Raw genomic sequence first — 26,824 nt, 5'->3', positions numbered from 1 at the left:
GTTTAAACCCGAATGAACAGTTATGAGAACGAACAAATTTTTGTTTTATGCCATGCCCTGCATCGTGATGGCCTCCATGCGGCTGATGGGATGCGGAGACGGCGGGAGCGGCGACCCCGCATACGGCCCCGGCTGGCCGGCGGCGCATGCAGACGGCCACAACTCGGATTACTCACCGGTGAAAGGCGCCAGGAACATCGCCTTTGCCTGGCAGCGGAAATTCGAAGGCACCATCAACCTGGGCCCTACCACGGGCATGGACGGGCAGGTGTACGTCACCACCAGCGCCGAAGGATGCCACCTGTATGCCCTGGACGCCCGCACCGGCGCCACCCGCTGGTGTACCGACGCGGTTAATCAATACGCCGTTGCTTCTTCCGCCCTGCTGGACGAAGAAGGGCGCATCTACCTGGCCGACGACGAGGCCATGCATGCCTTTGACAATACCGGCCGCCTGCTGTGGGAAACCCCCATCACGGGCTTCCCCCTGTCTGCGCAGTTCACGCAAACCGGGAAGGTGATCTTCATTACCCATATCGGTTTGCTGTATGTGCTCGACAGGCATACCGGCAAAGCGGTGATCGACCGGTACAGCCTGGCCGGCGGGATGCCCGCCGATTCCACTTTCGACCCGCAGGCCTGCATGCGCGGCACCGAGGCCTGCCCCTGCGCCAACACCCTGGCTTTCGACCAGCGGAGCGGCCGCTTTTTCTTTACCTACTGGAAACCGGGCACGCCGCAGGCCGCCTTATGGGGCATGCGGTATACGGAAGAAGGCGGCCCGGCTGTAAAAAAGTTATGGGAAACCAGCGCACTGCCGGGAGGCAGCGCTTCCAGTCCGGACATCTCCGCTGACGGCTCGCGCATATACGTCAATGCCAACACGGGCGGCCTGTTTGCCATGAACGCGGAAACGGGCGCCACCATCTGGGAATACGATATCGGCTATGAGCCCGGCGGTAGCCAGTCCACTTCACCCGACGGATACATCATGCCGGCAGGAGGGGGTAACGCCCCATTGTTATGCATCCGGGATGCCGGCGACCATGCAGCGCTGGTATGGCGTAACGAGGCGCTGCAGAACCGCGGCGTGGCCACACAGGTAGCCGGCAAACTGGTGTATCCGACGGTGGCCGCCGGCAGCGAAAGGTTCAGCTACGACCTGCTGGTGGTGGATGTGCTCACAGGCCGGGAGCTCGACCGGGAACGCCTGCCGGGAAAGGGCCTGTTCACCGTCGGCACCACCATCGGTCCGGAAGGCAACGTCTACGTGCCCACCTTCAACGGGCTCCTGTTTGCTTACCGCCCGGATTAAACCATGTCAATAAAAAATCAAAACACGAATAATGAAACGTTTAGTATTTCAACTTTTGCTGGCATGCGTGCCCGTTGTTTTCATGAGCTGTGAAAAGAGCGACGGGGAACGCCCGTTCAGCCTGCGCGAACAGATCACGGTAGACGGGCTGGAGCGCACATTCCTCCTGGACCTGCCGTCCGGTTATTACGACAGCAGCGGCTTTGACCTGGTCATTGCTTTGCACGGAACAGGCGGCAGCGGCGAACAATGCAAAAAGGATTACGGGTGGTCGCAGAAAGCCGCGCAGGCAGGGTTCATAGTAGCCTACCCCGACGGTGTACGCAGCAGGGGCGCGTTGGGTATCAGGACGTGGAATGCCGGCGGCTGCTGCGGTTATGCGGAGGAAAACCGGATCGACGACGTCAGGTTCATCAGCACCCTGATCGATGACCTGGTAGCCCGTTATCGCGTCAATCCCAAAAGGGTGTATGTAACCGGCATGTCCAACGGCGCCATGCTGAGCTACCGCCTGGCCTGCGAAATACCCGGGAAGATCGCCGCCATTGCGCCCGTCAGCGGAACGCTCATCACTACCGCGCCCTGCACCCCCTCCAGGCCGGTGCCGGTGCTGCACATACATTCCGCACTGGATACGATCGTGCCTTACCGGGGCGGCATCGGTATCGGCGGGTATTATTTTCCGCCGGCAGATTCCGCCCTGCGGGTATGGGCCGGCGTTGACGGCTGCGCGCAGGCGCCGGAGACCTTGACGGACAACGAAAAATATACGGCTGTCCGGTGGAAGGACTGCCGTGAGGGGACCACCGTGATCCGTTACCTCACCAAAGACGGTGGCCACTCCTGGCCCGGCGGCCCCAAAAGCAGGCCGGGCGCCGATGCGCCGTCGACCGCCATCAACGCCACCAACGTGATCTGGGATTTTTTTCATCATTATACATTACCGTAAATCCTGTCAACATGCAAAAAAGAAAACAGCTGTCCATCTGCCCGTTCATTTTAACCGTAACCATCCTGTTTGCCGCTTTGAGCGGGCATGCGCAGGAAAAAAGCCACGCGCAGAAGATGACGGACAAAATGAAGACCGAACTGTCGCTGACCGAAGAACAATATCCCAGGGTGCTGGCCGCCAACGAGCAGTTTGCCGCGCAGGTGGCCGCGCTGAAAGACGGCGGCGGCAGCCGGCTGTCGAAGCTGAAGAAGTTCAAGGCCATGGACGAAGACCTGGAGAAGGCATTAAAAAAGATACTGACCGAAGAACAGTATACAAACTACAGGGAACAAAAGAAAAAGAACCGCGCGAAAGCACGCGGCGGCTCACAGGACAAGTCGTAGCCGCGATACCATTCCAGCACCGTTAACAGGGCCGGCCCAATGCCATCCGCGCAGAAAGGCCGGCCTGTTTTTTGGGGCTGTTCGATAATACAACTTTATCCGGCGGGATGCTTTTGTGTACCGGCAAAGGGGAGTGGTACGGGTTGATCAAATGACCGGATAATGAATATTAAATATGAAAAAGCAAATAATCTTTGGATATTTGAGGAAATAGGAGTAGGTTAAATTCGTTGTCCTGATGGTCTACATTGTATCGCCGGGTGTTTGTAAATTTGAACAATCAATAAAATATGGTAATCATTAATAGTTTCGCGGAGTATCAAGCATACGAGGGTAAAGAAATAGGCAGCTCCCAGTGGCATAAAATAGACCAGGAGCAGATCAACAAGTTCGCAGATGCAACAATTGATCATCAATGGATCCATACGGACGAAGAAAGAGCCAAAAACGAAGGGCCTTTCAAAAGCACTATCGCCCACGGCTACCTGACCCTGGCGTTGATTCCATATTTATGGAAGCAGATCGCAGACATCCGTAATGTTAAAATGGAAATAAACTACGGCATAGAGCAGTTCAAGTTTGGCCAGGCGGTGCTGGTGAACGATGAAGTGCAATTATCAGCGAAACTCAAATCCATAGTGGATTTAAGAGGTGTTACGAAAGTGGTGATCGCCGCCACGCTCAGTATTAAAGGCAAAACAAAGCCGGCCTATACCGGCGATGTCGTATTTCTATATCACTTCTGAGGCGTGTAAAGGAAAAGCAATAGCGATCAACACCACGCAATATTCCATCCTCAAACCATTCACGGAATTTACGTCGATCTTCAACACGGCACTGATTTCGCGCTTATCCGCCCGAAGGCAGCTGCCGGTTGAAAGTGATCGCCTGTCATGCTCCAGCGGCGTATTCACATATGAAACACGTTGAATTTATGCCCGTCGGGGTCGGCAAATACAAGGCCGTAATATCCCGCTCCAAACGCTTTGGCTTTTGACACGATTTTTCCGCCGGCGTTCTGGACTTCCTGCTCCCATTCGTTCACCTCGTCTTTGCTTTCGGCGGAAAGGGTAAAGATGATTTCGTTCGCAATGTGCGCATCGGAAATTTCAATCTCCACATTCGCTTTCAGCTTGTCTTTCAAAAAGAAGTGCATGATGAAGTTGTTACCGCCTGCAAAAAAGCTGGTCAGCTCGTCAGATCTCCCGTTGGGTTTAAATCCCAATGCCGTATAAAATTTCGTTGTCCGGTCCAGGTCGCTGACAGTTAAATTGGCCCATATCATTTTCGGGTTCATATCTATGCTTTTTAGTTAACAACGAAGTTACCGTGGGATGGTGAGATAGCTGGGGTACGGAAGCGACTTTAAAAGGGGAGTTTGCGACCATTTTCAGGGCGATGTACGATGGGTTACGCGAAATAGCTGTTTGTGCCGGTTTTAGTTAATATGACCGATCCGTCGCCCCGTTGTTTTTATGCCAACGTTATCAACAATCGGTAGTGCAACTTGTGCGGCCTGATCACATTCTGGTCATTCCAGCGGGAGTCGGGTCCGTTTTTCTGTAATGTCCCCAAGGAGTGACCGACTTTTCGGGGACATTTTAAGTGATTCCACAGAAAGATGCAGTGGTGTCGTCTACTTTATCATTCAACAGGATGTAAATTGGAGAAGAAAATATCAGGAGCGAACAAAATCGTATCGGCTTCATGCTAATCCTGCAATGCTTGAAATAACATACACCAATACGAACCTTTTGTTTAAATTTATCCAAAACCGAAAACAGACTACCTAATTGCCAAACAGCGTGGTACATAACGAGCAGCAATTGCTTTTGCGGATAGCGGGTGGAGATGAGAGGGCCTTCCGTGAATTTTATAATGCGCATTGGAACAATGTTTATACGATGGCCTTGCAATACCTGAAAAGTGTATTGGTAGCACAGGACGCCGTGCAGGATATTTTTGAGAAATTCTGGGCAAGCCGCACTTCGATGCAGCACATTGAAAACCCCGGAGGGTACCTGTATGTAACCGCCAGGAATTATCTCATTTCCCGCCTTCGCAAAAAAGCCGCTGAATGTAGTTACAATACGGAGGCGATGTTACATATACCTGAACGGGGCGCCTCCCCAGACGGTTTGCTGCATATCAAGGAGGTGACAGAAGCTATTGAAAAGGCGGTACAAGCGCTCCCGGCACAGCAGAAAAAGGTGTTTCAACTCAGCCGGAAAGAAGAAATGCCCTTAAAGGAAATTGCTGCTCAAATGAACATCTCCTATGCTACGGCCAGGGAATATATGAGCCTGGCCCTGAAATCTATCCGTAAATACCTGGCAGCGCACCTGCATGAATTGCCGGCTATCATAGCTCTTTTTATTCTTTAACCCCTATTAAGTTTTTTTTGAGGCATATCCCTACAACTCCTATCTGAATGCGTCTATAATACAGGAAAGCATCAAAATGTGGGAAAATGACGCAAGAAGAATTTCAGCAACTTTTAATAGCATACAGGGAGGGGACCCTTGCTCCGGTGGACAAAGCCCTTTTTTTTAAGTGGCTGCCTGTATATGAAAAACAGCTGGCGGAGCAGCTGGACAGGGATTTGCATGATCCTGCCATTCAGCCGCTGGGTGATGAGGCTACACGGGACATCATATATAATGCGATTCAATTAACGGCTCACAGTGATGCAGACTTATCCTACCCAATGCGCGGCAAGCCATCTTTACGCCGCTGGGGATGGGCCGCAGCGGCCATATTAGCTGGAGTGATGGTCTTGGGAAGTATTTATTTCCCCGTTTATCGCAATAGGGCCCAACCCGCAGAAGCGGTTGCCCGGCTACAGGATGTCCCGCCCGGCCAGAACAAAGCCGTTCTTATCTTATCAGACGGCTCCAAAGTTACATTGGACAGCGCCGGAAACCAGGTGATCCGGCAGGGAGCGACGGTCGTGCGCAAACAGGGCGGGAGTTTGCAGTATGATGAGGAAGAACGGGGGCCGGCAGTCGCTTATAATACCCTGAGCACCCCGCTCGGTGGGCAGTTCCGGATAGTCCTGTCGGATGGCACGAAAGTCTGGCTGAATGCGGGCTCTTCCATCCGATATCCCGTTACCTTTGCCGGGCATGAACGGGTGGTGGAAGTAACGGGTGAAACTTACTTTGAAGTGGCCGATGATGCTACTGCGCCATTTATCGTAAAAGCTGCCAGACAGGAGATCAAAGTACTGGGTACCCGCTTCAATGTGAATGCCTATGCGGATGAGCCAATGGTGAGCACAACACTGCTGAACGGCGCCGTGAGAATAGTTTCCGGCAATGTTACCAGGTTGCTGAAGCCCGGGGAGCAATTGGCCACGCAATATGCCAGCAACGAGGTAACCGTCAGGTCTGTGAATGTGGACAACGTTGTTGCCTGGACAAGCGGAAAATTCATGTTTGAAAACTCGGATATCAAGGCCGTTATGCGGCAGCTGGCCAGGTGGTATGATGTGGAAGTGATGTATGGCAGTGACATTCCATCCAGGGAGTTTGTTGGAGAAATAGAAAGAGATTTACACCTTTCACAGGTGCTGAAGATATTAGAACAGAATAATATCCATTTTAAAATTCAGGGCAGGAAAATTATTGTGCTCCGCTGAGTTAAAAGCAGGCGATTTAAACGACCAAAATCAGGGCTGTCAAAATAAAAACAGGAAAGTGTTGGACGCACTTCCCTGCGAATAGTTTAGGCGACCCCATTAAAATAAGTCCCGGAAAAGACTATGAACAGTATCACCTAAAACCAAAACCAAGTTATGAATTTAAGCGCTCTTTACCGCAAATATGTTGCGGTACCGCCAAAATTATTGCTGTGTATGAAAATCGCCGCATTTTTTCTTATCTCTGCCTGTCTTACCGCAAGCGCCAACGGCTTCGCCCAGAAAGTCACGTTGCGGGAGAAGAATGCCAGAATTGAGAAGGTATTACTAGAGATCAAACGGCAAACCGGTTATGTATTTTTCTATGATGCCGCTATTCTAAAAAATGCGAAGCCGGTCACTATGCGGGTGCAGGATGCAGACATAGCGGACGTTTTGAAAAGAATCCTGAAATATGAGGGATTGGATTTCGCCGTACAAAACAAGACCATTACAATCATCAAAATAAGGGCTCCGGGTTACCAGCCGCCACACCATGCAGCCGATACGTTTACCATCAAAGGGACGATCACCAATGCGGAAGACAATACCCCCATCCCCGGCGTTTCCATTTTAAACCGCAATTCCGGGATAGGCACCCAGACCAACCCGGAGGGGCGGTTTACCCTGAAAGTGTCGCTGGACGATAAATTGGTCATTACGCACATGAATTATGAAAATATCAACTACGAGGTTAAAAACAATGACGATATTTTTATAAAACTGGCGCAAAAGGTCGTAACGCTTAATACGGATGTGGTCGTAGTGGGGTATGCCACACAGAAAAAGACAAGCGTGGTCAGTTCGGTCAGCACTGTCAGCGGGGAAGAACTGAAATTCGGCGGCCGCAATCTGAGCAATAACCTGCAAGGGCAATTGCCCGGCATTATTTCGTTTCAACGGAGCGGAGAGCCGGGTTATGACAATGCTACCTTTTGGATCAGGGGTATCAGTACCTACAATGGCGCTCAAAATCCGTTGATCCTTGTAGACGGCGTACCGCGCAACTTCAACGATATTGATCCGAACGAGATAGCCACTTTCAGCATTTTGAAAGATGCTGCGGCTACCGCGGTGTTTGGTGCTGAGGGCGCCAACGGGGTGATCCTGGTCACAACTAAAAGAGGCCGTATTCAGAAGACTGAGATTACGTACCGCGGGGAATACAGCGTTTTAACGCCATTAAGAATGCCTGAATTCGTTGGCTCGGCCGAGTATTTGTCTACTTACAACGAGGCGCTTCGCAACGAAGGGAAAGCGCCTATTATTGATGAGCAACTAATCGAAAAATACAGGAACCATGCTGATCCCGATCTCTATCCGGACGTAAACTGGCTGGATATGCTGATGCGCGATCATACGAACAATATGCGCCATAACCTGACCTTCCGGGGTGGCACCAGTAAAGCGCGTTTTTTTGTCGCGGGCAGTTATTACAAAGAAAGCGGATTGTTTAAGAATAATGCGTTAGCGCAGTACAGCAGCAATATTGATCTGAAGCGGTATAATCTCAGGAGTAACATCGACATTGACGTATCTCCTTCCACTTTATTGCGGGTCGACCTAAGCGGCCAGTACCTCGAAACAAATTATCCGGGCGTAGGCGCCGGCACTATCTTTACCAGCGCAACCATCACCCCTTCTTATTTGTTTCCCGCAGTCTATTCGGATGGAAAACTGGCCGATCATCCACGTTCCAGTAACAACCGGGTTAACCCCTTTAACCAGTTAAATCATTCCGGGTATACCAATGAGTTCCGAACCAATATTCAATCAAGAGTGGATCTGGAGCAAAAGCTCAACATGATCACTCCGGGGCTTTCAGCGAAAGTAAGCGCGAGTTATGATTTCTATGGAAACTATAACGTCCGTTCCGGTAAATCGATCAATACCTACTTTGCTACCGGCAGGGATGCCAACGACAAATTGAAGTATACGCAAATTAAATCGGGTACCGACCAGTTGACGGATGCCGGTACAAGCCAGAGTTCCACTAAAAATATTTATTTGGAGGCATCGCTGAATTATACCAGGCAATTTGCGCAGAAGCATGATGTAACAGGCATGGCCCTGGCCTACCAAAAGGAATCGCAGGTAAGCAGCGATCGCCTTCCCTTCAGAAAAATGGCCTATGTGGGCCGGTTAACGTATGCTTATGACAGGCGCTACTCCATAGAAGTAAACGTAGGGATAACCGGCTCCGAAGCCTTTGCTGAAGGTTACCGGTACGGTGTGTTCCCCGCTGCCGGTGTCGCCTGGATAGCCAGCAACGAACCGTTTTACCCGGAAGCATTGAGGAATGTGCTTTCGAACATGAAACTCCGCTTTTCGTATGGGCTAACCGGAAACGATTATTATGGCAACCAGCGGTTTCTGTACAGAGGCGGATTCACCAGCTCGGATATCCGCGGCGCCACCTTTGGATACAATGCAGGAGGCCGTTTGAACAGCTATTCCGGCCTCGCCGAAGATCGCTTCAGCGCCCCGCATCTTTCCTGGGAAACCGAAACCAAAAGGAACTACGGCATTGAACTGGGATTTTTCGGTAACAAACTGAACATCAACGCAGACTATTTTGATAACAACAGGTACGATATACTGGTACAGCGCCGCTCGGTGTCCGCGGCAGCGGGATTCCGGCAATCACCTTTTCAGAATTTCGGGAAAGTGACGAACAAAGGCGTTGAGGCGAATATTAATTTCCGTCAGTCACTGGGACAATCTTCAATGGTGACATTCAGAGGCAACTTTACCTATGCCCGCAACAAGGTCATTGAGATGGATGAGCTCATGCCGCTTTTCCCGTGGATGGCATCTACCGGCAATCGCTTAAATATGCCCAATATCTGGGTGGCGGAACGTTTGTTCCGGGACAGTGATTTCGATATTACTACCGTTCCGGGCGGCAATCCCGTTTACCAGTTAAAGAAAGACGTGGCTAACCAGAATTACTTTAACCCTGATGTGCGCCCGGGAGACATTAAGTACAAAGACCTGAACGGGGATGGATTAATTAACCAGTTTGATCAGTCCAAATATGAAAGTCATCCCTATACCCCTGAAATCACTTACGGTTTTGGCGTTGGTTATGAGTGCAAAGGCTTTAGCATTAACTGTTTCTTTACCGGGATCGCTAACACTTCCGTCGTTTTGGAAAACGGTGAAGGATTGCTTTTTCCCTATGAACGGGGGATGGATGAATCAAATGTACGCACTATGGCGCGTGACAGGTGGCGGGAAGGAAAAGGAGACAACCAGCAGGTGCTGTTCCCGCGCCTGAGAAGCCAGAAATTTACCAACAATGTAGTACCCAGTACATGGTGGTTGCGTGATGCCGGTTTCATGCGCTTGAAAAACGCTGAATTAGGTTACAGCATCCCTAGAAAAATGTTGAACAGACTGAGAATAAGCAATGCCCGTGTTTATCTGCTGGGTTACAACCTGTTAACCTGGGACAAACTCAAATACTGGGATCCCGAACAGGGAAATGGTACGGCAGGACTGACTTATCCACAATCCAGGTCCTTCACAGCCGGTGCAGAGTTTACATTTTAATGAATTGAAAATAGAAACAAATGAAAAAGCAATATATATACTTCCCGGCACTGGCCTTTCTGTTCATGGTGGGCACGCTGGTATCGTGCAAAAAAAATTTCCTGGGTGTTTCTGATCAGCTGGCCCCGGAGCTCACCACGGAGAAAGTGTTTTCCGATCCCACGCTTACCAGGCAATTCTACGCAAATATCTTTTCAGGGATACCAAATTCATCCCTTTTGGTACTGGATGATAGTTACAGGTCGCTGAACGGGCTCGATAACCCCTGGCCCGCCGTGTCCGACGAGCTGAAGGTAGCCTGGAACAATGTACGATCGCTGGCAAGCAACGGTTATAATCCCGGCGATGCGACATTAGGCAGATGGGTGACGTTATATCGGTTAATCAGGCAGACAAATGTTTTCATAGACAAGGCACATCCAATACCGCACACCGGGCTTTCAGATTTCATCAATGAAGAGGAGATGACGCGCATGAAGAACGTAGCAAGGTTTTTCAGGGCCTATTATCACTATTTGCTCTTTGAGTTATATGGCCCCATACCGATTATGTCGAAAGTTATTGATCCGGCGGAAACCAGCCTGGACTTTCCACGGAACAGCGTGGATGAAGTGGTGAAATTTATCAACGACGAATTGACGGCAGTAATTCCTGTTTTGGATGAAATTCCCCCACGCCCCGAAGAAAGAACGGTCCCTACCAAAGGAGTTGCCATGGCAGTGAAAGCAAAATTGCTGGTATATGCTGCCAGCCCATTGTTCAACGGGGGCTTTCCTGAAGCGCTGACGCTTAGCAACACCGATGGCAAGCAGTTGTTCCCCGCTAAGAATACTAATAAATGGAAGCTGGCAAAAACAGCGCTCGAAGAATTTCTGAGTTTCGCCAATGGCAAATATGAACTGTTCAAGCTGTATACCGGGCCGGGGGGCTCGTACAATCCTGATGAGAGCTTGTATCGCTTGTTTATTGACGTGGAAAACAACAAGGAGATTATCTGGGCCAACCCGGTAACATCCTGGGGCGCAGTTAACGAAGAGGGCACCGACCGGCGGGCAACCCCCAGAAGCGAAAGGGCGGGTTTCGCTTCAATAGGCGTTACACAGGAACTGGTAGACGACTTCTTCATGATAGATGGCCTGCCAATCAAAGAGTCGCCTTTGTACAATGAGCAGTCCTTTTCTGTTGCCGGCGACGACCCTTCAGGCCGAACGGAACCTGGTACATTTAAAATGTGGGTGAACAGGGAGCCGCGGTTTTACCAGACCGTTTTCTTCCAGAACAGACGCTGGCCTATCAGCAATAATATCATACAGTTTCAGAAAGGGAGCGGAAACGATAATAGCGCCGGCGATAATCCTTATACAGGTTACCTGCTGTATAAACGCCTCGCCCGCAATATCCGCAACGAAGGTACCTATCCCCGCTCGCAATTCCGGCCTGCCATTATTTTTCGCCTGGCTGAGTTCTACCTGCTGTATGCAGAGGCATGCAATGAGGTGGAACCGGCCGATCCCAAAATTCTTGACTACCTGGATAAGGTGAGAGAAAGAGCCGGTATTCCTAAACTGGCTAATATTAAGCCAGGATTGCTGGGCAACCAGGAACAATTACGGGAAGCCATTCGGCATGAGCGCCGTGTTGAACTGGCAACGGAAGGGCAAAGGTATTTTGATGTGAGAAGATGGATGATTGCCGATAAGCCCGCAGGCCAGGGTGGACAAGGCGGGCCGTCAACCGGCATGAACATGAATTCATCGGATCTTACGATCGGAGGATTCTACAAAAGAACATTTGTTGAAAACAGGGTATTCATGAAAGCCATGTACCTGTATCCTATCCCCCTGGATGAAATTCAAAAAAGCAGGCTGCTGGTGCAAAACCCGCTTTGGTGACGCTTTATGGAAGCGCCTGGTCGCAATTGCGGCCTTTCTATTCTGGTGCAAAAAAAAAGCCGGTCGCTATGACCGGCTTTCTTCTTTATCAGTTCGTTGTTTCTTCAAACTTCATCATCCATTTCAGCAGTTTCTCCGGGTAGGCGCTGTCGCCTCTTTCCCCATACAGCTTCACCGACCGGCTGCGCGCGATGCCGATGTAAATCACATCCCGCTTCATATCGATGGCGATGGCCGCTTCCTCCACCGAACAGTCGTGCGGTTTGCAGCCTTCGTTGAACAGCACGCCGTTTTCCACCTCGATGGGCGGCATCACTTTGTACCGTTTGGCGAACTCCGCTTCCTCCGCGCCCAGCATCTGTTTCAGGCGCTGCCGCAGCGGCGGTTGTACCAGCAGCCGCACGTCGGCCGCGTATTTGCCGTTGTAATGCTCATAGGATTTCCAGGACTCCACCAGCGACGGCGAGATGGTCGTATCCGTGGTGTGGATCATCGTATCCGCGGGAATCATGGTCACGGAGTCCGGTTTGTTTTGTTTGGCCTTGTTGCTTTCCGGCGCGTTGCACGCGGCAACGGCAAGCAGCAGCAGGCCCGTCAGGCAGTTTTTCATTGGATATCGTATTCGTAGATCGGGTCGATGTGCGTGTCCGGCGGCATGTGGAATACCGGGTTGATGAGGCCGTTGCTGAGGCCGTATACCCAGCCGTGCAGATGCGGGCGGTTTTCCTTGCGCCAGGCTTCCTGGATGGTGTTGGTTTTGGCCAGGTTCATGACCTGTTCCTTCACGTTCAGTTCAGTCAGGCGGTTGACCTGTTCTTCTTCCGTTTCCAGGGCGTTGATCTCATCGCGATGGAAGCGATACACGTCCTTGATATGTTTCAGCCAGGGGTTGATGATGCCGTAGTTCTGGTTCGTCATGGCCGCTTTCACCCCGCCGCAACCGTAATGGCCCACTACGAGGATGTGCTCCACCTTCAGCACCTTGATGGCGTATTCCAGCACGGTGAGCAGGTTCATGTCCGTATGCACCACCATGTTGGCCACGTTGCGGTGCACGAATATTTCGCCCGGTTCGGTGTTGGTGATCTCGTTGGCCGGCACGCGGCTGTCCGAGCAGCCAATCCAGAGGAACTTCGGCGCCTGCTGGTCCTGCAGCCGTTTAAAAAAGTCTTTGTCCTCCGCCACTTTCTGCGCGGCCCATACTTTGTTATTTTCCAGCAACTGTTCAAATGGATTCATATGTCGATTATTTTCCTGTAAAGACCGGTGTGCGTTTTTCTATAAAAGCCTGCATGCCTTCCTTCTGATCGTCGGAGGCGAAGAGCAGGTAAAAGTTTTTTCTTTCGAAGTGCAGCCCTTCTTCCAGGGTGCTGTCGAAGGCCCGGAGCACCGCTTCTTTCGCCATTTTAACGGCCAGCGGGCTTTGCTGGGCGATCGTTTCGGCGAGGCGGAACGCTTCACTGAGGAAGAGGTCCGGCGGCACTACCCGGTTGATGAGCCCTGCGCGCAATGCTTCTTCCGCGGTGATGAATTTCCCCGTGAGCACCATTTCCATGGCCAGCGCTTTGCCGACGGCCCTGGTGAGGCGTTGGGTGCCGCCCGCTCCCGGCATTACGCCGATCTTGATTTCCGGCTGCCCGAACTTCGCCGTTTCGCTGGCCACGATCATGTCGCAGAGCATGGCCAGCTCGCAGCCGCCGCCGAGGGCGAAGCCGCTTACCGCTGCAATAATAGGCTTTTTGATTTTTTTGATCGCATCCCAGGTGCTGAACTGGTCGGTATTGTACATGTCGATGGCCGTTTTGCCCGCCATCTGCTTGATGTCTGCCCCGGCCGCGAAAGCTTTTTCGTTGCCGCTGAGCACGATGCAGCGCACCTGTTCGTCTTCATCCAGCGCCCTGAGCGCGTCGCGCAGCTCCAGCATCAGCTGCAGGTTAAGCGCGTTCAGCTCCTGCGGGCGGTTCAGCTGGATATGCGCGATATGCGGTAAAACCTGTGGGTGTACGATAATGAATTCGGGGGCCATAATTTTCGTTTAAACAATTGCGAACATCAAAAAGAGAAACAGCAATCCTACCAGTAAAGTTCCGAACGCGTACAGCGTCGCTACCAGCATGGAGCGGCCGATGGCGCCTCCCCAGCTGACGCTGTACATGTTCCTCGACGCCAGCACAAAATAAAGGAATACGATCAGCATCAGCCAGCCGTATATTTCGTCGTTGTGAAGGAGCATGTTCAGCAGCATCCCGAGGATATACAGCATAAAAATGAACGTGTGTATGTGGATGGCGAAGATCGCATGGTCCGCATAATACAGCTCTTTGCGCCGGTATATCCATTTCATGAGCAGCGCAAAGAAAGGCAGCAGCAGGAACATCAGTTTCGGGTAATGGTGCCACATCTTTTCCTTGAGCACGGCATTGGCGTTATCGCCGTATTTGTCGCGCATTTCGAAGCGGCGGCGCATTACCTTGCGGAGAAGGAAGGCGTCCCGGGCGGACTCCGGTTTAAGCTCCTGGAGGGAGTCGTACAGGATGGCCGAGCGCCCGGTAGTGTCTTCCTCCAGGTCTTTGAAAGTGAGCAGCACATCAGATGCCGTTTTATATTCCAGTGAGTCTTCCGACTGCACCTTGCCGGCGGTATCGCGGAGCCTTTCCCCGGCGGCGCCCAGCGTTTTGACTACTTTTTTACGATCGCTTTCCTCCTTGCTGATTTCGTGCGGTTTTTTACGCAGGTACGGGCTTTCGCTGTGGTTCAGCGAGCCCAGCATGAGGAAAAACAGGAAAGAGGTAAAAACGTACAGGCGGATAGGGTTCACGTAATCCGCCCGGTGGCCGGCCACATACTTCCTGGTAAGCTGGCCGGGGTAGAAAAAAAGCGATTTTAAGGTCAGCAGCAGTTTGGAGTCGTAGTGGGTGATATCCTGGAAGAAGTGGCTTACCAGGTGCCCGAACGACTCTTTGGTATCGACGTTTTCCTGTCCGCAGTGGGAACAAAAGCGGTCGGGCACTTCGGTTCCGCAGTTCAGGCAGTTTTTGTCTTTTCTAAGGTGTTGTGTTTTCACGAGCAGGAATGCGATTTTGGATGCGATAAAGATATAGATTTATATGAACATACGTTTTGAATTGATCCGAACGTTAGTACTTTTGCGAACAGCCGATGATATATATGATCAAACTGAGCACACTTTTATCCGCCGCCCTGCTGCTGTTGCTGCACGGGGCCAGCGCGCAGTATTATTACCAGGACATTTACAGCACCGGTCAGACGGCGGCCACCATGGCCGGCTTCAAGGCCAATAAGGTCAGTTTCCAGCATGTGAAGTCGCTCGACGCCAACCAGCAAACCGACAATGATTTTGTATGTATCCGGGGCATGAACCCCAGTCACCGGCAGATGCGGGCCGTGACGCAAAGCAGTGTGAGCGGGCGTTCCGTGCTGATTTCGACGTTCAACACCGCCGGCCGGCTTACCAAAACGGTCGACAGTGCGGTGAATACGATCGGGACGGTGCAATATCAATATACGGCCGACGGGCGGTTAGGGGAAATACAGACCCTGTCCAAAGGCCGGGAAGACAAGTTCCGGATGACCGAGACCCGCCGTTACGAATACGACACCACCGGCCGCCTGCAGCGCCTGGTCATTAAAAAAGGCGGGCTGGATTCCACCCTGGTGCAGTTCAAAACCGATACGGCCGGCAGGGTAACGGAAGAGGCCGCCCCCGGGCGCAGCCGCGTGTATTATAACTATGATGCCCAGGGCCGCCTGACGGACGTGCTGCGGTACCATCCCGTGCGCAAGCGCATGCTGCCCGATTACAGTTTCGAGTATGGGGCCGACGGCCGCCTTGCGCAGATGACGGTGATCAATATCGAGAAAGGCGATTACCTGATCTGGAAATACAGCTACGACGCCAAGGGGCTTCCCGCGCGGGAGGAGTGCTATGGGAAAGGGCAGGAGCTGTTGGGAATGATACGGTATACGTATGAGTATTTTCAATAGTGGTAAAAAAATACTTTGCAGATTTAAAACAATTCATATCTTTGCAATCCCAACGAAAAAAGTTCTTACACATCAGCGGAAGTAGCTCATTTGGTAGAGCACGACCTTGCCAAGGTCGGGGTGGCCGGTTCGAGCCCGGTCTTCCGCTCAAAAACAGGTATTCCAAACTGTCGCAAGCGGTTTGGAATTTTTGTTTAAAGTTCTTTGTGAATGGCTACATTTACAAGGCAGGATACCCGGGTGGTGGAATTGGTAGACACGCCGGACTTAAAATCCTGTGAGCTGCAAGGCTCGTACGGGTTCGACTCCCGTCCCGGGTACTGAATACCAAGGCGTTATAAAGGCTTCCGTTAGGAGGCCTTTATTGTTTTCAGGAGATTTGCAAACAATTTGCAAACAAATAGTTTGGTGGATTCCGGCGGTAAGTAAAGAACTTATTCAGAAGGAAAATACCAAAACTATTCACGCAATATCAGGATTTCCACGCGGCGATTTTTTATTCTTCCATGTTCGGACGTATTTTCATTTAGCGGCATTCTGCTCCCATATCCTTTAGCCTCTATTCTATCGGCCGGCAAACCAGCGCGTATAAGGTACTCGCGAACTACATCTGCTCTTTTTACAGATAGGCTAAGATTGTATTCGTCCCCCCCCGAATCATCGGTATGTCCATTAACGAATATTCTAACAAAGCGCTGACTCCTTAACACTCTTGCGAGGCTGTCCAAAATAAACAAATCACCATTGACCTTTAGTTTAAAACTATCAACGTCGAATAAAATATTCGAAATTCGTATTGTATCCGTAATTGACAATGATTTGGCATATTTAATCGTATCAGAAAATCCACCATTCAATGAAGCTGATTGGCTTTTTTCTGATTTATTTCCTAATTCATGTCGTTTCCTGTTGCTTGTTAACTCCATTGTTCTCTGCTGAATAAAATTCTCGTCCAGAGCCATTTCTCGTACAGAGGTAAGTGTCAATTCATCCAACGCATACAAGTAACGATTCGAATCTGTTTCCACACTTCCTCTGTCCGCGCTCCTTCCAATTATTATCCATTTTTCACTACCATCCGCCTGAAATTGTATCGACATCTTGATCCAGCCCTCTTTCTTCTTTCTTGAGCGGGCAGTTTTATAGTCAATAATTCTGCCAATAGGAAGTTGTTTAGTCCCCAGGAGGTGGGTCCTCGAGCTAGTGAAACCTACTTGAATCGCATTTATATCAGTAACTCCCTGCACATTTTTGATATAATAGTCAAGTTTATAAGTATGATCTTTAGAAAGCGGAGCCATTAATTCACTCTGCCAGTAGTTAAAGTATATGCCACCTACAGAAACAAATATACAATGAGTTCCATCCACGCCGAAGTTGTGAATCCTCTGATATGCCCAGTCGATATCATATGATGTATACCATCCTTTGGGGCTACATGGTGAGTTTAATTCGCAAAGGTTGGCTCTATTGAAATCACCATTCACAACTAAATTCTGGCATAAAGCTGCTTGGGTGCAATAAGTGAGGGTGCAAATGCAGAATATGAATTTCAAATTAATCATTATAGCTGCTTTTATTGGCAACTTGGTCATACGTTCTAAAGGTAAAGTTTACCATTCTTTTTGCAGAGAAGCGCTTACGGAACTGCAAACATGCATTTCGCCTATAACGTGCGGCCAAATTTCGATCATTTAGAAGTTTGAGTACCTCTTGTGTAATACAAGTTGGCTCAAATTCGTATCCACTCTTATCGAATTTTATATTAACGAGTTTAGCTGATAAATTATTGCAAAATAATTCACTTAACCCAGGAATGTCCGTTGCGATTGTTGGAAGTCCATGCATCATCATTTCCAGTGCAACATAGCTACATTGCTCATACAAGGAGGGAATAATGCCTAGCTCCGATATGGCATAGAGTTCAAAAAGCGCAACCTTACTTAATTCACCAAAATGAAAAATCCTGTCATTCTGAATCTTATCTTTAAGAATCTCGTTCTTGTCAAAGCCAGCAATTACCAACTTCACATTGGTAAAACTCTCGCTTATACAGTTGACTATATTCCTTATGAGGATAATCAAAGAAAAAAACCATTGCTTCGTCCCACAAGGGCAGTTTCGTTTATAAACCGCCGTATTCTACTCCTCTTAACCACCAATTTCGAGCCTATATCCTTTTCCGCGTATAACAACAATGCTGATGTTCGGATCGGGTTCCAGTTTCTTTCTGAGTTTTGATATGAACATATCCAGGCTGCGCCCCACAATAACACCTTCATCTTCCCATATCTCTTTTTGCAGCCGGCTTCGCGCGATGGTCTCGTTGGGAGATAATGCGAAAATGTGCAATACACGGGTTTCCGTTTCGGTCAGGTCTGTTGTCTCTCCGTTGATGATGAGACGCCGGTTCTTCACATCGAACAACACCGAGCCCAAAGTGAATAGCTCGGTATCACTTGTAGCTGCTGTATCCTGATCAGCAGGTAAAGCTTTTCGCGGCTTAACAGACCTCAAAAAAATAAAGCCCACAAATGCCAACAATGGCAGGCCTCCCAGAAGATATACATTCCTTGCTGTATGTATTCCTGCCGGTTTGAATTTGATGTTGATCATGTAGGATGCCCGGGGCTGCTTTCTGCCCAGGCATGTTACAATATCATCCTTTTTATTTTTGGATATAGCGTATGCATAGGTTACGCTGGAGTTGCCGGCATTCAGCACATTAACTACATAATCACTGGCGAGGGGATCTTTGGCCAGCAAACGCCGGGTCGTATTCACCAGGGATGCCGGTTGAAAAGTAAGATCTTTCTCAAACCTGATCTGGTATTCATTTTCCGCGATCTTTTTAACCGGGAGTACCCTCGAGGTACTGTCGCCCGACTGCAGGAGTATTTCATGTCCGATCTGGCGGAGCAGAACTTCCCTTCTGGCGGTAACAAAATCGTCACTGCCGGTCATACTGAAAGCCGCGCAGATTACTGCGATAAACGAGAGTAATATCAATCCGGCCAGGTACCTGCGTTTCCCGGAGAGGAGATTTCGGCTATCGGACATACCGTTTACCATTTATTGACAAAGTTCACATTTTTATTTACAATCCAGGTTCCCTGTACTGAAAGATATGAAAGTATTTTCGTTGTACCGGATTTCACATGCCCGCCCGCTAAATCGCGCCCTATCCATATGGCCATCGCAAAACAATCCGGTGGGAAATAAAGGATAATTTTCTCGTTATTTATTATCTTGACGGGAATTAATGATAAGCAAACCTATGCGCCCGGGTGTTACTCATGTCATACTATTCCTGTTGGCCGGCATTGTAACTGTGCATGCCTGCCACTCGCCCGACAAACCGGCCGGCCAAACTGCCGGCGCCGCAAAAAAAGAACTGCCCGGCCTGGGGTCGATAGACGCATTGCCGCTTACTTACCGTTCTCCCGCCGATAATCCGTCCACGCCCGAAAAAGTGGAGCTGGGGCGATTGCTGTTTTACGACCCGGTATTGTCCGGCGGAAAAGATGTAGCCTGCGCCACCTGTCATCATCCGGATTTCGGTTATGCGGAAAGCATCGACCTGTCCATCGGCGTAAACGGGAAAGGCCTGGGGGAAATGCGGCGTTTCAACGAGGGCAACAATATCCCTTTCACCAAACGCAATTCCCAATCGCTTCTCAATACGGCATTCAACGGCATTCGTTCAGACGGGCAATATACGCCCGAAGAGGCGCCCATGTTCTGGGACCTTCGCGCCAAGGGCCTTGAAGAGCAGGCTGCCATGCCGATAAAAACTTTCGAAGAAATGCGCGGGCATGGTTTCAGTGAAGAGCGTATTACGGAAGAAGTGGTGAAACGTGTGAACGGCATTGCCCAATACCGGCGGCTTTTCAAAACAGCGTTCCCGGAAAGCAATGCGGTCACGCTCACCGATATCACCAAAGCGCTCGGCGCGTTCCAGCGTTCGCTGACGGCCGTGAACTCGCGGTTCGACCAGTTTATGCGCGGCGACCGCTCCGCCCTTTCGGCAAGGGAACAGGAAGGCATGCGGCTGTTTATTAAATCCGGCTGCGCACGTTGCCACAGCGGGCCCATGCTGTCTGATTTTCAATCGCATGTACTGGGAGCGCCCGACAATGAAAAGTTGCCGGTATCCGATTCCGGCATTCAGCGCAGTTACGGCTTCCGCACGCCGACGCTTCGGAACCTGCGGTTCACCAGGCCGTACATGCACAGTGGTAAATTGCAAACCCTCAACGAAGTGCTCCTTTTTTACGAAGACCTGCATGGCAAACCACTGCGCAACCCGCACGTCGAATGCGCGCAGCTCGATCCCCTGGCCGCTGCGGTACGGGTGGAGTTTAATGACGTCAATACAATTGTGGAATTCCTGAACACGCTCAACGATGCCAACTACGACAAAAGGATGCCCGCTTCCGTGCCGAGCGGCTTGCCCGTAGGCGGGAATATCAGGTAAGTGGAATTCCCCAGGACTAATACCGGGCTGGCATTTCATGAAGTCGGCACCTCATCCCGCCACATCATTTCAGCGCTGCCGGTGTCCTGTTCATACGTGTGCGCGGAACCGGCATGTCAGTTACTTAAACTTTTCCGCCTCAAGAAACGCTGCTATCGCTTAAACGAAAATCCCACCCCCAGCGAATAGTAGATATCCTTGAAATCGATCATCTTGCCGCCCGCACGGATGTTGAAGCCGCTGAGGTCTATGATGAGGCCGGCTTCCACCACGGGTTTGATGTATTGCTCGTCCGTGTTCTTCACCCATTCGGTTTCATAGAGGGCGCCGTTGTCGTGGTAGGAGGACATCTCCTCCCAATGCCGGTGCAGCGTTGCGCCGCCTCCGCCGTACACCCACAGCGGGTAGGTGAGCTTTTTGGTGAGGCCGAGCATGAGGTCTGCATTTCCCTTAAGGGTTTCGCCGGTGGGGCGGATATCCTTGTATACGTTCCCTTCCAGCTCACCCTGGTTGTTCACGGTGAAGTAGGCGGATTTGGTGAGGAAGGATTCGCTCATCCTGAAGGTGAGGTACATGCCCACGGCGCGATTGTTCAGCGTGCCGAGGGAAAGACCGATAGGGGCCAGGCTGTCGTATACGTACGACAGGAAAAAACGGTCCGGCCGGCCGTACCGGAGTTTTTTCCGTTTGGCGGTGCGGATGGCGTCGTTAAGCGAATAGGTGCCGGGGCAGTACTGGTTGATGTTGTTGTAATAAGTCAGCGCCTGCTCCTGCGAGGAGGCGTATTTCTTCTGTTTTTCGATGTCGGCGGCTTTGAGGTAGGCGGCGCACAGGGCGGCTTTCACTGTCGGGGCATCGGCATCGCCGGGATAATCTTTGAGGTACTTGAACAGGAAGTATTCCATCTGCGGAATATCGTTCTTGTCCGCGTATTGTTGTCCGAAACGGATCAGGGCATCCTTCACGATCTTTTTCCCCTGTTCCTTGTGCCGGCCGATGGTATTGCCTTTGATGTACGCTTCAATCGATTCGATGGTGTTTTCGTTGCGGGCCGCCTGCCAGGCCAGTTCGTCCTGCGCGGTCTTTTTCTGCTGTATGGCGTCGGCATCGCCGGCACTGAATTTCAGCGCCGCGTCGAAGTTCGTGATGGCGGTTTTGTAGTTGCCTTTGCTGATGTTATTTTTCCCGAGCGCCATGGCATCGTTATAGCCGTTGATCTTGTACATTTCGGGCGTCTGGTTGATACGGGAGCGGAGGGTTTTCGCGCCTTCGTCATTCGCCAGTGCCGGATCGTTGAGGATCTCCAGCGCCTGCGGATAGTTTTTCTGTTCCACGTACAGCTCCACGGCATTCAGGGCATAGGCTGTCTGGGTCTTGTCTATTTCCCAGAGTTTCTGCCATTCGTCCGCGGCTTTTTTACTGCCGCTTTGTTCTTCCTTCTGCGCGTTTTCCATCACGGCATGGGCCTGCTTGTGCCGGTCGATTTCCGTTCTCAGCGCGGCGGTTTCCTTTTTGAGCCGGTCGTCGGCCAGCGACTCGGCCTTGGCCAGGTATTCGGTGGCTTTTTCGGGCTGGTTCAGTTTCAGGAAGGCGAGGGCGGTGTAATAATACCCGTCGCCCTTCGCAGGGTCTTCGATCAGCAGGTCGGGCGCGGCTACCAGCACTTCGTCCCATTGACCGCCGGCAATGTGTTCCTTGATCTTCTTTTCCAGCTGCAGGAAAGTTTTCGACTGGCCGTAAGCAAAGCTGCAGGAAAGCAGCAACAGCGAAATGAACAGTGGTTTCATATGTACAGGGCGTTAATTGGTTACTTTTTTCAGGATCAGGTCGTAGCGCACTTTGGAATTGGTGCGTTGCAGGGCTTCGAGATCGGAGTCTGAAAGGCCGCCCAGCAGGGAGTTGTAATGCTGTTTGTATAGCGCGCCTTCTTCGATGCAGCCGTACACGGGATCGCCGCTGAAATGGGCGCCTTCCATTTCGCCGATGCAGCCCATGGTGCGGTTCCAGTTGGCGTTCACCTCGCCGTGCGTGTCTGTTCCGTAGCAGGAGCAGCCGCCTTTCTGGCATGCGCGCAGCAACCGGATGCGCTCCGCATCAACTTTGGACGCATATTGCAGGTGCTTCTGCCGGCTGGCTTCCTTTTTACTGAGCAGGGTGCTGCCGAGCGACTGTAAATAAGCACTGCGCCCGGCGATGCCGTCCTGCAGGATCTTGCGTTTGGCGGCGAAGGCGTTCCGCAAACCTTCCAGGGCGGCGTCCTGTGCTTTGGACAGGTTCACCGTCAGGTCCCATATCCTGTCGTTCATCGATTTGTTCTCGTCGAGGATGGCCTGGTGCTCTTTATTGTATGCTGCTTCATATGCCGCGAGCTGCTCGCGGCCCGCGGAGATTTTCGTTTCCAGGTCGCTTTTTTCCGCCTGCAGCTTCGGCAAATCGTCGGCGGTGAATTTGTTGGCGGCGAGTTCCGTATTCACAGCCTGCAGGCGGGTGTTCCATTGCGTCAGCTCCGTGTTCAGGCGGGCGGCGCGGTCGCGGTACGTTCTGTCCAGCTCGGGCAACCGCTGGTTGTTGGCGGCCACTTTATTGCGCAGGTTATTCTTTTCTTCTTCCACCTTTCTGGCGACTTTGTCTTTCAGCTCCGAAACGGCTTTGGACTCTTCGGCGGCGAGGTCGTTCAGTTTTACCTGCAGGATGTTGATGCGGTCTTCCACGAAGTGTTTTTCCGCGGCGGTGCGCATCAGGTCGCCGGCCCAGAACAGGTGCATGGATTTGGCTTCCTCCAGTACTTTTTCTTTGTACGATTTGCTGAGGGAAACGATTTCCTCGCACAGTTTTTCACTGGCGGCTTTCAGGTCGTTGATCTGCCGGTCGAGGTCCGCGCGCTTGCGGGTAAATTCGTTCTCTTCCGTTTCGAATTTTTTGATGGCTGCTTCGAGGTCGCTGATGCGCCGGTCGTATTCGTCCATTTTCGCTTTTACGACTTCCGGCTTTGCCGGTACGGCGCGGCCGTTCACCGAACGGAGGTGGGCGGTAAAACTTTCGCCGCGGGCTTCGAACTGTGATTTCGGCGTATTGCACTGGCTGCAGTAGAAACCGTTTTCCAGCTCGTACAGCGCCCTGACTTTTTCCGCCTGCAAATCCTTCAGCTGTTGTTTGAGCTGTTGCAGCTTTTCGGTTTCCGCGGCGTAAGAATCCATCCGTTTACGGTTCAGTTCGGCCACCTTTTCATCGTTGGCGGCAATCTGGCTGGCTTTGGATTCAATACTGACGAGTATGGATGTGCCGGCCGTTTGCGCGGCGGCGGTGGTATAGAGGAGAACCAGCAGAAAGGCAAGGGCGCTGGTCAGCAGGCGATAGGTCATGACAGGTGCTTTACGGAGGGCTAAAAGTACCAGCGCCCGCAGCCACGGCAAATACCAACAACTAGGTATTTTTTGCCGCCTGCCTCGTATACCCGGCCTGTATGCGCACCGGATAACGGCATTAAAAAAGGGCACGCCCACCGGCACGCCCTTGTATTTTAAATAACTACTTACTAAAAAGAAAACTCTAGCCTTTGCTTTACATGTCTTTTCTCGTCTTCTATAATATTCCTATTATGCTGTAATTCATATGCTCTTTCTTTTTCCAGTATTTTAAACCACAGAAGGGCCGGAAAATTTCTGTTAGAATGGATTTCCAATCTGAAAATTAGTTTTTCCGTCGGCTTCCGATGCCGATTAATTATTTGACTTAGCTCCGCCGGATCAACATCTATTTCTTGTGCGAATTCTTTATTTTTCTTTTCCAGCCGTTGTATATATTCTTTCAGAAAATAGCCGAAGTAGAGTTCTTTATTAAACTTATCTGAAGCAATATAATCCTCAATCAAGAATTTCAATTGCAGTAGCAATGCAATCAGTTTAGCTTTCTCCGATTGTTTGGCGGAACCCTTTTTCCTATGTTCGCTATATGCTTCCAATAAGGCCTCTCTTTGTTTTGGAGACCTGGTATCAGGAAAAATCAACGATTCAGCGATTTCTTTGGGAGTAAGCTCTTTTTCTATATTTTTTAACGATTTCATACTATGCACGGTTTTCATGTGCGCTTGCAGAGCGCGTGAAACAATCTTTATATCATGGATTAAGCCAGATATTTCTTTATCAGCAGGTGAGCACCGATAGTATCCAGTTCCATTATTCCTTCCGGCCGATCAGGTGTAATTAAAGGGAAATGAATAAATCCATAAGCGCTGGAATAATGCTCTATTAGATAGGTTTTAGGGATCAGGAATACCCACCCCTGGTATCCCCGCTTAAATGACTCCCGGCAAGCGAACGCGATCATGCACCCCGCAACTCCACTCAGCTTCTTTCCTGCTTGCCTGTTTTCTGCGCTCACTTCCAATAATTCAATTTCCAAGGCATTGACCCCCATTTCTGGTGGAAAATCTCTTAAACACATTAAGCCTTGTATTGTCTGATCTGTCTTTAATCTTAATTTATATACCTCTTTTTCTTTATATTTATTCCAATCAAATGCACTAAACCGGATTTTATCCTTGCTGATAACTTTAAAATCTTCCTTGGCCGCCGGCTCTATGATCACCTCAAGTTTCTCTCCTGTCAATGGATTTTCTACCGTCATTCATCTATGTTTATTCTTTTAACGAAAATACGAAAAATAATTAACAAAAATGTAAATTATTGATAAATTCGTCAATCAAATCGTACGGATAAATGAAAGTTCGTCGAGCAGGGTCATAATCACTGAAACCGCGAGGGCACCAACATATTTGCGTAAAATTGCAGACATCAGGCTTTTCCGATATTTTTGTTATCTTAGAATAACTCGAAGAGTTTTCAAATCATACGTTACCCTAACCCTTATTCACCTCAAAACGCCATATATATGACGATCTTCAACCAGCAAGGCCAGCATGTCCAGCATCAATATAATGCAGGCGGCGATATCCACCTGAACACTTTACAACAGCAGGAGCTTAATAAATGTATTGCCGAGATCTCCCGTATGGTGGAGCAGGCCACTTCTCAGGGTATGTTTGATCAGCCGACGGCGGAAACTTTGCAACGGGAACTGGAAAGCGCCGCTAATGGTGAAAGAAAATCCATCATAGAACATCTCAACAAAGCCGGCGAAATGCTGAAAGGAGTCACCGCAGCGGAAAGCATTGCCAGTACTATTAAGTCACTTGTCAAATCCATTGCCGACTGGTTCATATGAACACTTTCCATCAACAGCAACAGAAAGTGGATTTCCAGATTAACATCGGCAGCATCGTGCTGCAGGTGCATGCTACGGAAAATGTGGCCGCTATGCTGGGAAAGGCGGTGCGGCTGCTGCATACGGGGCACTATAACGAAGCACTCCAATTGCTCGACAAAGTGCTGCTGGCCGATGAGGAAATACCTAACGCATATTATTACCGCGCATTAGCTGCTCTGGAGGGCAGGCGGCCAAAGGCAACGATCCTGCCAACCGCAGACAAAGCCTGTCGGGATCTGTCGGCTGCTATCAGCCTGGAGAGCGGACATGCTCATTATTTTTACCTGCTTGCCCTCGTGAAGTACGATTTCTATATCATGAATGGCTTTGGTGGGAATGTTGATGAAGTCGAACAGCTGCTGCGCAGGGCAGCTTCATTGCCGCTGGACATTGCTCAATGCGAAGAAATGCTGCGGCACACCAACAACCCTGACTCACCCGTCATTGATTTCCTCCGACAACGCTTATAAACAAACGTTAATTCCCATGCAACAAAACAGAAGAAAACAACTGGAAAACTACTTTTACCATCTGCGGCTCAAGAACCCGCTTATTATTTTTGCCATCTCATTTTTCACTTTTTTAATCATGATCGGTAGCCAGTTCAATGGGATACGTCAGCTTAGCCTAATAGTTTCCCTCGGCAGCCTGGCGGTTATCTGCTACCAACTCTATCGTTATTTTAGCGTCCCGGATGATGAATCTGTTGACGCATGGCTTGCAGACGACATTGACCGGCTCGTACGGCAGTCTTACGACAAGGTTGGTATAGCGCCTTCGGAAAAAATGCCCGATCCGCTGGTTATCATCTCGCCTGTTTACTGGTCCACGAGAGGCGTCGATTTTAAGGACCTGGGAATGCGGAAGGGGAAGGACAAAATGCTTAGATTTTCCGTATATCATATCACCATCTTTCACCTTGACGAATACATTTTGGCTTCTTACCGCTGTGATTACAATTTCCTGAGGGGCACTTCGCTTAATGAGGCCACCAACGAATACCATTACAAAGATGTGGTTTCTGTGGCCACGGTGGAGGCTTCTTCCAATTTTCATTTACCTGACGGCCAAAAATTCGTGCATTTCCAGGAGTTCCGCCTGTCGGTTTCCAGCGGCGAAAGTATCCGTGTAACGCTTAACCCGCAGTTGCTGACAGACGCTCATCGGGCTAAACTTCCACCAAGCGGGGCGGACCGGGCCGTAAGCGTCATTCGCAACATGCTCCGGGCCAAAAAGGTGTAACAGACGGTTTCCCGGCGGCACGAAAGACATCAACGCCATACCGTATCGCTTTGAGGCAT

At 50.4% G+C, this 26,824-nt stretch carries 25 protein-coding genes and 2 tRNA genes; 15 read left to right on the top strand and 12 right to left on the bottom strand.

Annotated features, from left to right (window positions below):
* Positions 1-22 precede the first annotated feature (22 nt).
* The 4 genes from EGT74_RS19150 to EGT74_RS19135 all read left to right on the top strand — a co-directional run bounded on the left by EGT74_RS19150 (position 23) and on the right by EGT74_RS19135 (position 3,396).
* On the top strand, positions 23-1,315 hold the full coding sequence (locus EGT74_RS19150) for an outer membrane protein assembly factor BamB family protein (protein ID WP_123848174.1): 1,293 nt from the start codon (positions 23-25) through the stop codon (positions 1,313-1,315).
* Positions 1,316-1,346: 31 nt separating this feature from the next.
* Positions 1,347-2,264 (top strand): extracellular catalytic domain type 1 short-chain-length polyhydroxyalkanoate depolymerase, encoded by a 918-nt coding sequence (locus EGT74_RS19145; RefSeq protein ID WP_123848173.1) that lies wholly within the window; start codon positions 1,347-1,349, stop codon positions 2,262-2,264.
* A gap of 11 nt (positions 2,265-2,275) precedes the next feature.
* Positions 2,276-2,650, top strand: a complete 375-nt coding sequence (locus EGT74_RS19140; protein ID WP_123848172.1) for a hypothetical protein — start codon at positions 2,276-2,278, stop codon at positions 2,648-2,650.
* Between the two features lie 290 nt (positions 2,651-2,940).
* Positions 2,941-3,396, top strand: coding sequence for a MaoC family dehydratase (locus EGT74_RS19135; RefSeq protein WP_123848171.1), 456 nt, complete (start codon positions 2,941-2,943; stop codon positions 3,394-3,396).
* Positions 3,397-3,560: 164 nt separating this feature from the next.
* On the opposite strand, the gene EGT74_RS19130 is transcribed toward EGT74_RS19135, so the two are convergent.
* Entirely contained in the window at positions 3,561-3,947 is a 387-nt protein-coding gene (locus EGT74_RS19130) for a VOC family protein (RefSeq protein ID WP_123848170.1), read from the bottom strand.
* A 508-nt stretch (positions 3,948-4,455) separates the two neighbouring features.
* Here EGT74_RS19130 and EGT74_RS19125 point away from each other — a divergent pair.
* The 4 genes from EGT74_RS19125 to EGT74_RS19110 all read left to right on the top strand — a co-directional run bounded on the left by EGT74_RS19125 (position 4,456) and on the right by EGT74_RS19110 (position 11,776).
* Positions 4,456-5,034 carry an RNA polymerase sigma factor gene (locus tag EGT74_RS19125; RefSeq protein ID WP_123848169.1) on the top strand — a complete coding sequence of 193 codons (579 nt, stop codon included), beginning with the start codon at positions 4,456-4,458 and terminating at the stop codon, positions 5,032-5,034.
* Positions 5,035-5,120: 86 nt separating this feature from the next.
* Entirely contained in the window at positions 5,121-6,290 is a 1,170-nt protein-coding gene (locus EGT74_RS19120; RefSeq protein WP_123848168.1) for a FecR family protein, read from the top strand.
* 216 nt (positions 6,291-6,506) lie between these two features.
* Positions 6,507-9,884 carry a TonB-dependent receptor gene (locus tag EGT74_RS19115; protein ID WP_158618226.1) on the top strand — a complete coding sequence of 1,126 codons (3,378 nt, stop codon included), beginning with the start codon at positions 6,507-6,509 and terminating at the stop codon, positions 9,882-9,884.
* 20 nt (positions 9,885-9,904) lie between these two features.
* Positions 9,905-11,776, top strand: a complete 1,872-nt coding sequence (locus EGT74_RS19110) for a RagB/SusD family nutrient uptake outer membrane protein (protein WP_123848166.1) — start codon at positions 9,905-9,907, stop codon at positions 11,774-11,776.
* Positions 11,777-11,864: 88 nt separating this feature from the next.
* Here the strand turns inward: EGT74_RS19110 and EGT74_RS19105 are convergent, their stop codons facing one another.
* From EGT74_RS19105 to EGT74_RS19090, 4 genes are read right to left on the bottom strand one after another with little or no spacing between them, the layout of a single operon-like run.
* Positions 11,865-12,386, bottom strand: a complete 522-nt coding sequence (locus EGT74_RS19105; protein ID WP_123848165.1) for a hypothetical protein — start codon at positions 12,384-12,386, stop codon at positions 11,865-11,867.
* Positions 12,383-13,015, bottom strand: coding sequence for a carbonic anhydrase (locus tag EGT74_RS19100; RefSeq protein WP_123848164.1), 633 nt, complete (start codon positions 13,013-13,015; stop codon positions 12,383-12,385). Before EGT74_RS19100 ends, EGT74_RS19105 begins: the two co-directional genes overlap by 4 nt.
* A gap of 7 nt (positions 13,016-13,022) precedes the next feature.
* Positions 13,023-13,802 carry an enoyl-CoA hydratase-related protein gene (locus EGT74_RS19095; RefSeq protein WP_123848163.1) on the bottom strand — a complete coding sequence of 260 codons (780 nt, stop codon included), beginning with the start codon at positions 13,800-13,802 and terminating at the stop codon, positions 13,023-13,025.
* A gap of 9 nt (positions 13,803-13,811) precedes the next feature.
* Entirely contained in the window at positions 13,812-14,840 is a 1,029-nt protein-coding gene (locus EGT74_RS19090) for a DUF3667 domain-containing protein (RefSeq protein WP_158618225.1), read from the bottom strand.
* Positions 14,841-14,944: 104 nt separating this feature from the next.
* Here EGT74_RS19090 and EGT74_RS19085 point away from each other — a divergent pair, with 104 nt between their 5' ends.
* From EGT74_RS19085 to EGT74_RS19075, 3 genes are all read left to right on the top strand, one after another.
* Positions 14,945-15,781 (top strand): hypothetical protein, encoded by an 837-nt coding sequence (locus EGT74_RS19085; RefSeq protein WP_158618224.1) that lies wholly within the window; start codon positions 14,945-14,947, stop codon positions 15,779-15,781.
* A 75-nt stretch (positions 15,782-15,856) separates the two neighbouring features.
* A tRNA-Gly gene (locus tag EGT74_RS19080) sits at positions 15,857-15,929 on the top strand.
* Positions 15,930-16,015: 86 nt separating this feature from the next.
* Positions 16,016-16,101 (top strand) — tRNA-Leu (locus EGT74_RS19075).
* A 138-nt stretch (positions 16,102-16,239) separates the two neighbouring features.
* On the opposite strand, the gene EGT74_RS19070 is transcribed toward EGT74_RS19075, so the two are convergent.
* The 3 genes from EGT74_RS19070 to EGT74_RS19060 form a co-directional block, all read right to left on the bottom strand.
* The gene (locus EGT74_RS19070) at positions 16,240-17,376 is read right to left on the bottom strand and encodes an OmpA family protein (RefSeq protein ID WP_123848160.1); all 1,137 of its coding nucleotides are present in this window, start codon (positions 17,374-17,376) and stop codon (positions 16,240-16,242) included.
* Positions 17,339-17,866, bottom strand: a complete 528-nt coding sequence (locus EGT74_RS19065) for a glycosyltransferase (protein ID WP_123848159.1) — start codon at positions 17,864-17,866, stop codon at positions 17,339-17,341. Before EGT74_RS19065 ends, EGT74_RS19070 begins: the two co-directional genes overlap by 38 nt.
* 66 nt (positions 17,867-17,932) lie before the next feature.
* Positions 17,933-18,841, bottom strand: a complete 909-nt coding sequence (locus EGT74_RS19060) for a winged helix-turn-helix domain-containing protein (protein WP_123848158.1) — start codon at positions 18,839-18,841, stop codon at positions 17,933-17,935.
* A 253-nt stretch (positions 18,842-19,094) separates the two neighbouring features.
* Here EGT74_RS19060 and EGT74_RS19055 point away from each other — a divergent pair, with 253 nt between their 5' ends.
* Positions 19,095-20,258, top strand: a complete 1,164-nt coding sequence (locus tag EGT74_RS19055; RefSeq protein ID WP_220392906.1) for a cytochrome-c peroxidase — start codon at positions 19,095-19,097, stop codon at positions 20,256-20,258.
* A 152-nt stretch (positions 20,259-20,410) separates the two neighbouring features.
* Here EGT74_RS19055 and EGT74_RS19050 read toward each other — a convergent pair whose 3' ends face one another.
* From EGT74_RS19050 to EGT74_RS19035, 4 genes are all read right to left on the bottom strand, one after another.
* A complete protein-coding gene (locus EGT74_RS19050) occupies positions 20,411-22,045 on the bottom strand; it encodes a tetratricopeptide repeat protein (RefSeq protein ID WP_123848156.1) in 1,635 nt (544 codons plus the stop codon).
* 12 nt (positions 22,046-22,057) lie between these two features.
* Positions 22,058-23,620, bottom strand: a complete 1,563-nt coding sequence (locus tag EGT74_RS19045) for a coiled-coil domain-containing protein (RefSeq protein WP_123848155.1) — start codon at positions 23,618-23,620, stop codon at positions 22,058-22,060.
* Positions 23,621-23,793: 173 nt separating this feature from the next.
* Positions 23,794-24,321 carry a helix-turn-helix domain-containing protein gene (locus tag EGT74_RS19040; protein WP_123848154.1) on the bottom strand — a complete coding sequence of 176 codons (528 nt, stop codon included), beginning with the start codon at positions 24,319-24,321 and terminating at the stop codon, positions 23,794-23,796.
* A 59-nt stretch (positions 24,322-24,380) separates the two neighbouring features.
* On the bottom strand, positions 24,381-24,884 hold the full coding sequence (locus EGT74_RS19035) for a hypothetical protein (RefSeq protein ID WP_123848153.1): 504 nt from the start codon (positions 24,882-24,884) through the stop codon (positions 24,381-24,383).
* 264 nt (positions 24,885-25,148) lie between these two features.
* On the opposite strand from EGT74_RS19035, the gene EGT74_RS19030 reads away from it, so the two are divergent.
* Genes EGT74_RS19030 through EGT74_RS19020 form a run of 3 tightly spaced genes read left to right on the top strand, consistent with a single transcriptional unit; the run spans position 25,149 to position 26,765 of the window.
* Positions 25,149-25,481, top strand: a complete 333-nt coding sequence (locus EGT74_RS19030; protein WP_123848152.1) for a hypothetical protein — start codon at positions 25,149-25,151, stop codon at positions 25,479-25,481.
* Positions 25,478-25,993, top strand: coding sequence for a hypothetical protein (locus tag EGT74_RS19025; RefSeq protein WP_123848151.1), 516 nt, complete (start codon positions 25,478-25,480; stop codon positions 25,991-25,993). The genes EGT74_RS19030 and EGT74_RS19025 overlap by 4 nt, the downstream gene beginning before the upstream one ends.
* A 16-nt stretch (positions 25,994-26,009) precedes the next feature.
* Positions 26,010-26,765, top strand: a complete 756-nt coding sequence (locus tag EGT74_RS19020) for a hypothetical protein (RefSeq protein ID WP_123848150.1) — start codon at positions 26,010-26,012, stop codon at positions 26,763-26,765.
* Positions 26,766-26,824: the final 59 nt, after the last annotated feature.

Origin of the sequence: Chitinophaga lutea (genome assembly GCF_003813775.1) — a bacterium.
Lineage (GTDB): Bacteria > Bacteroidota > Bacteroidia > Chitinophagales > Chitinophagaceae > Chitinophaga > Chitinophaga lutea.
This window is presented reverse-complemented; position numbering and strand designations above follow the sequence as displayed.

What these genes read in the sequence shown, in the direction of transcription:
- EGT74_RS19150 (WP_123848174.1), top strand. Translation starts at nt 23, where the DNA reads ATGAGAACGAACAAATTTTTGTTTTATGCCATGCCCTGCATCGTGATG.
- EGT74_RS19145 (WP_123848173.1), top strand. Translation starts at nt 1,347, where the DNA reads ATGAAACGTTTAGTATTTCAACTTTTGCTGGCATGCGTGCCCGTTGTT.
- EGT74_RS19140 (WP_123848172.1), top strand. Translation starts at nt 2,276, where the DNA reads ATGCAAAAAAGAAAACAGCTGTCCATCTGCCCGTTCATTTTAACCGTA.
- EGT74_RS19135 (WP_123848171.1), top strand. Translation starts at nt 2,941, where the DNA reads ATGGTAATCATTAATAGTTTCGCGGAGTATCAAGCATACGAGGGTAAA.
- EGT74_RS19130 (WP_123848170.1), bottom strand. Translation starts at nt 3,947, where the DNA reads ATGAACCCGAAAATGATATGGGCCAATTTAACTGTCAGCGACCTGGAC.
- EGT74_RS19120 (WP_123848168.1), top strand. Translation starts at nt 5,121, where the DNA reads ATGACGCAAGAAGAATTTCAGCAACTTTTAATAGCATACAGGGAGGGG.
- EGT74_RS19115 (WP_158618226.1), top strand. Translation starts at nt 6,507, where the DNA reads ATGAAAATCGCCGCATTTTTTCTTATCTCTGCCTGTCTTACCGCAAGC.
- EGT74_RS19110 (WP_123848166.1), top strand. Translation starts at nt 9,905, where the DNA reads ATGAAAAAGCAATATATATACTTCCCGGCACTGGCCTTTCTGTTCATG.
- EGT74_RS19105 (WP_123848165.1), bottom strand. Translation starts at nt 12,386, where the DNA reads ATGAAAAACTGCCTGACGGGCCTGCTGCTGCTTGCCGTTGCCGCGTGC.
- EGT74_RS19100 (WP_123848164.1), bottom strand. Translation starts at nt 13,015, where the DNA reads ATGAATCCATTTGAACAGTTGCTGGAAAATAACAAAGTATGGGCCGCG.
- EGT74_RS19095 (WP_123848163.1), bottom strand. Translation starts at nt 13,802, where the DNA reads ATGGCCCCCGAATTCATTATCGTACACCCACAGGTTTTACCGCATATC.
- EGT74_RS19085 (WP_158618224.1), top strand. Translation starts at nt 14,945, where the DNA reads ATGATCAAACTGAGCACACTTTTATCCGCCGCCCTGCTGCTGTTGCTG.
- EGT74_RS19070 (WP_123848160.1), bottom strand. Translation starts at nt 17,376, where the DNA reads ATGACCAAGTTGCCAATAAAAGCAGCTATAATGATTAATTTGAAATTC.
- EGT74_RS19060 (WP_123848158.1), bottom strand. Translation starts at nt 18,841, where the DNA reads ATGTCCGATAGCCGAAATCTCCTCTCCGGGAAACGCAGGTACCTGGCC.
- EGT74_RS19050 (WP_123848156.1), bottom strand. Translation starts at nt 22,045, where the DNA reads ATGAAACCACTGTTCATTTCGCTGTTGCTGCTTTCCTGCAGCTTTGCT.
- EGT74_RS19045 (WP_123848155.1), bottom strand. Translation starts at nt 23,620, where the DNA reads ATGACCTATCGCCTGCTGACCAGCGCCCTTGCCTTTCTGCTGGTTCTC.
- EGT74_RS19040 (WP_123848154.1), bottom strand. Translation starts at nt 24,321, where the DNA reads ATGAAATCGTTAAAAAATATAGAAAAAGAGCTTACTCCCAAAGAAATC.
- EGT74_RS19035 (WP_123848153.1), bottom strand. Translation starts at nt 24,884, where the DNA reads ATGACGGTAGAAAATCCATTGACAGGAGAGAAACTTGAGGTGATCATA.
- EGT74_RS19030 (WP_123848152.1), top strand. Translation starts at nt 25,149, where the DNA reads ATGACGATCTTCAACCAGCAAGGCCAGCATGTCCAGCATCAATATAAT.
- EGT74_RS19025 (WP_123848151.1), top strand. Translation starts at nt 25,478, where the DNA reads ATGAACACTTTCCATCAACAGCAACAGAAAGTGGATTTCCAGATTAAC.
- EGT74_RS19020 (WP_123848150.1), top strand. Translation starts at nt 26,010, where the DNA reads ATGCAACAAAACAGAAGAAAACAACTGGAAAACTACTTTTACCATCTG.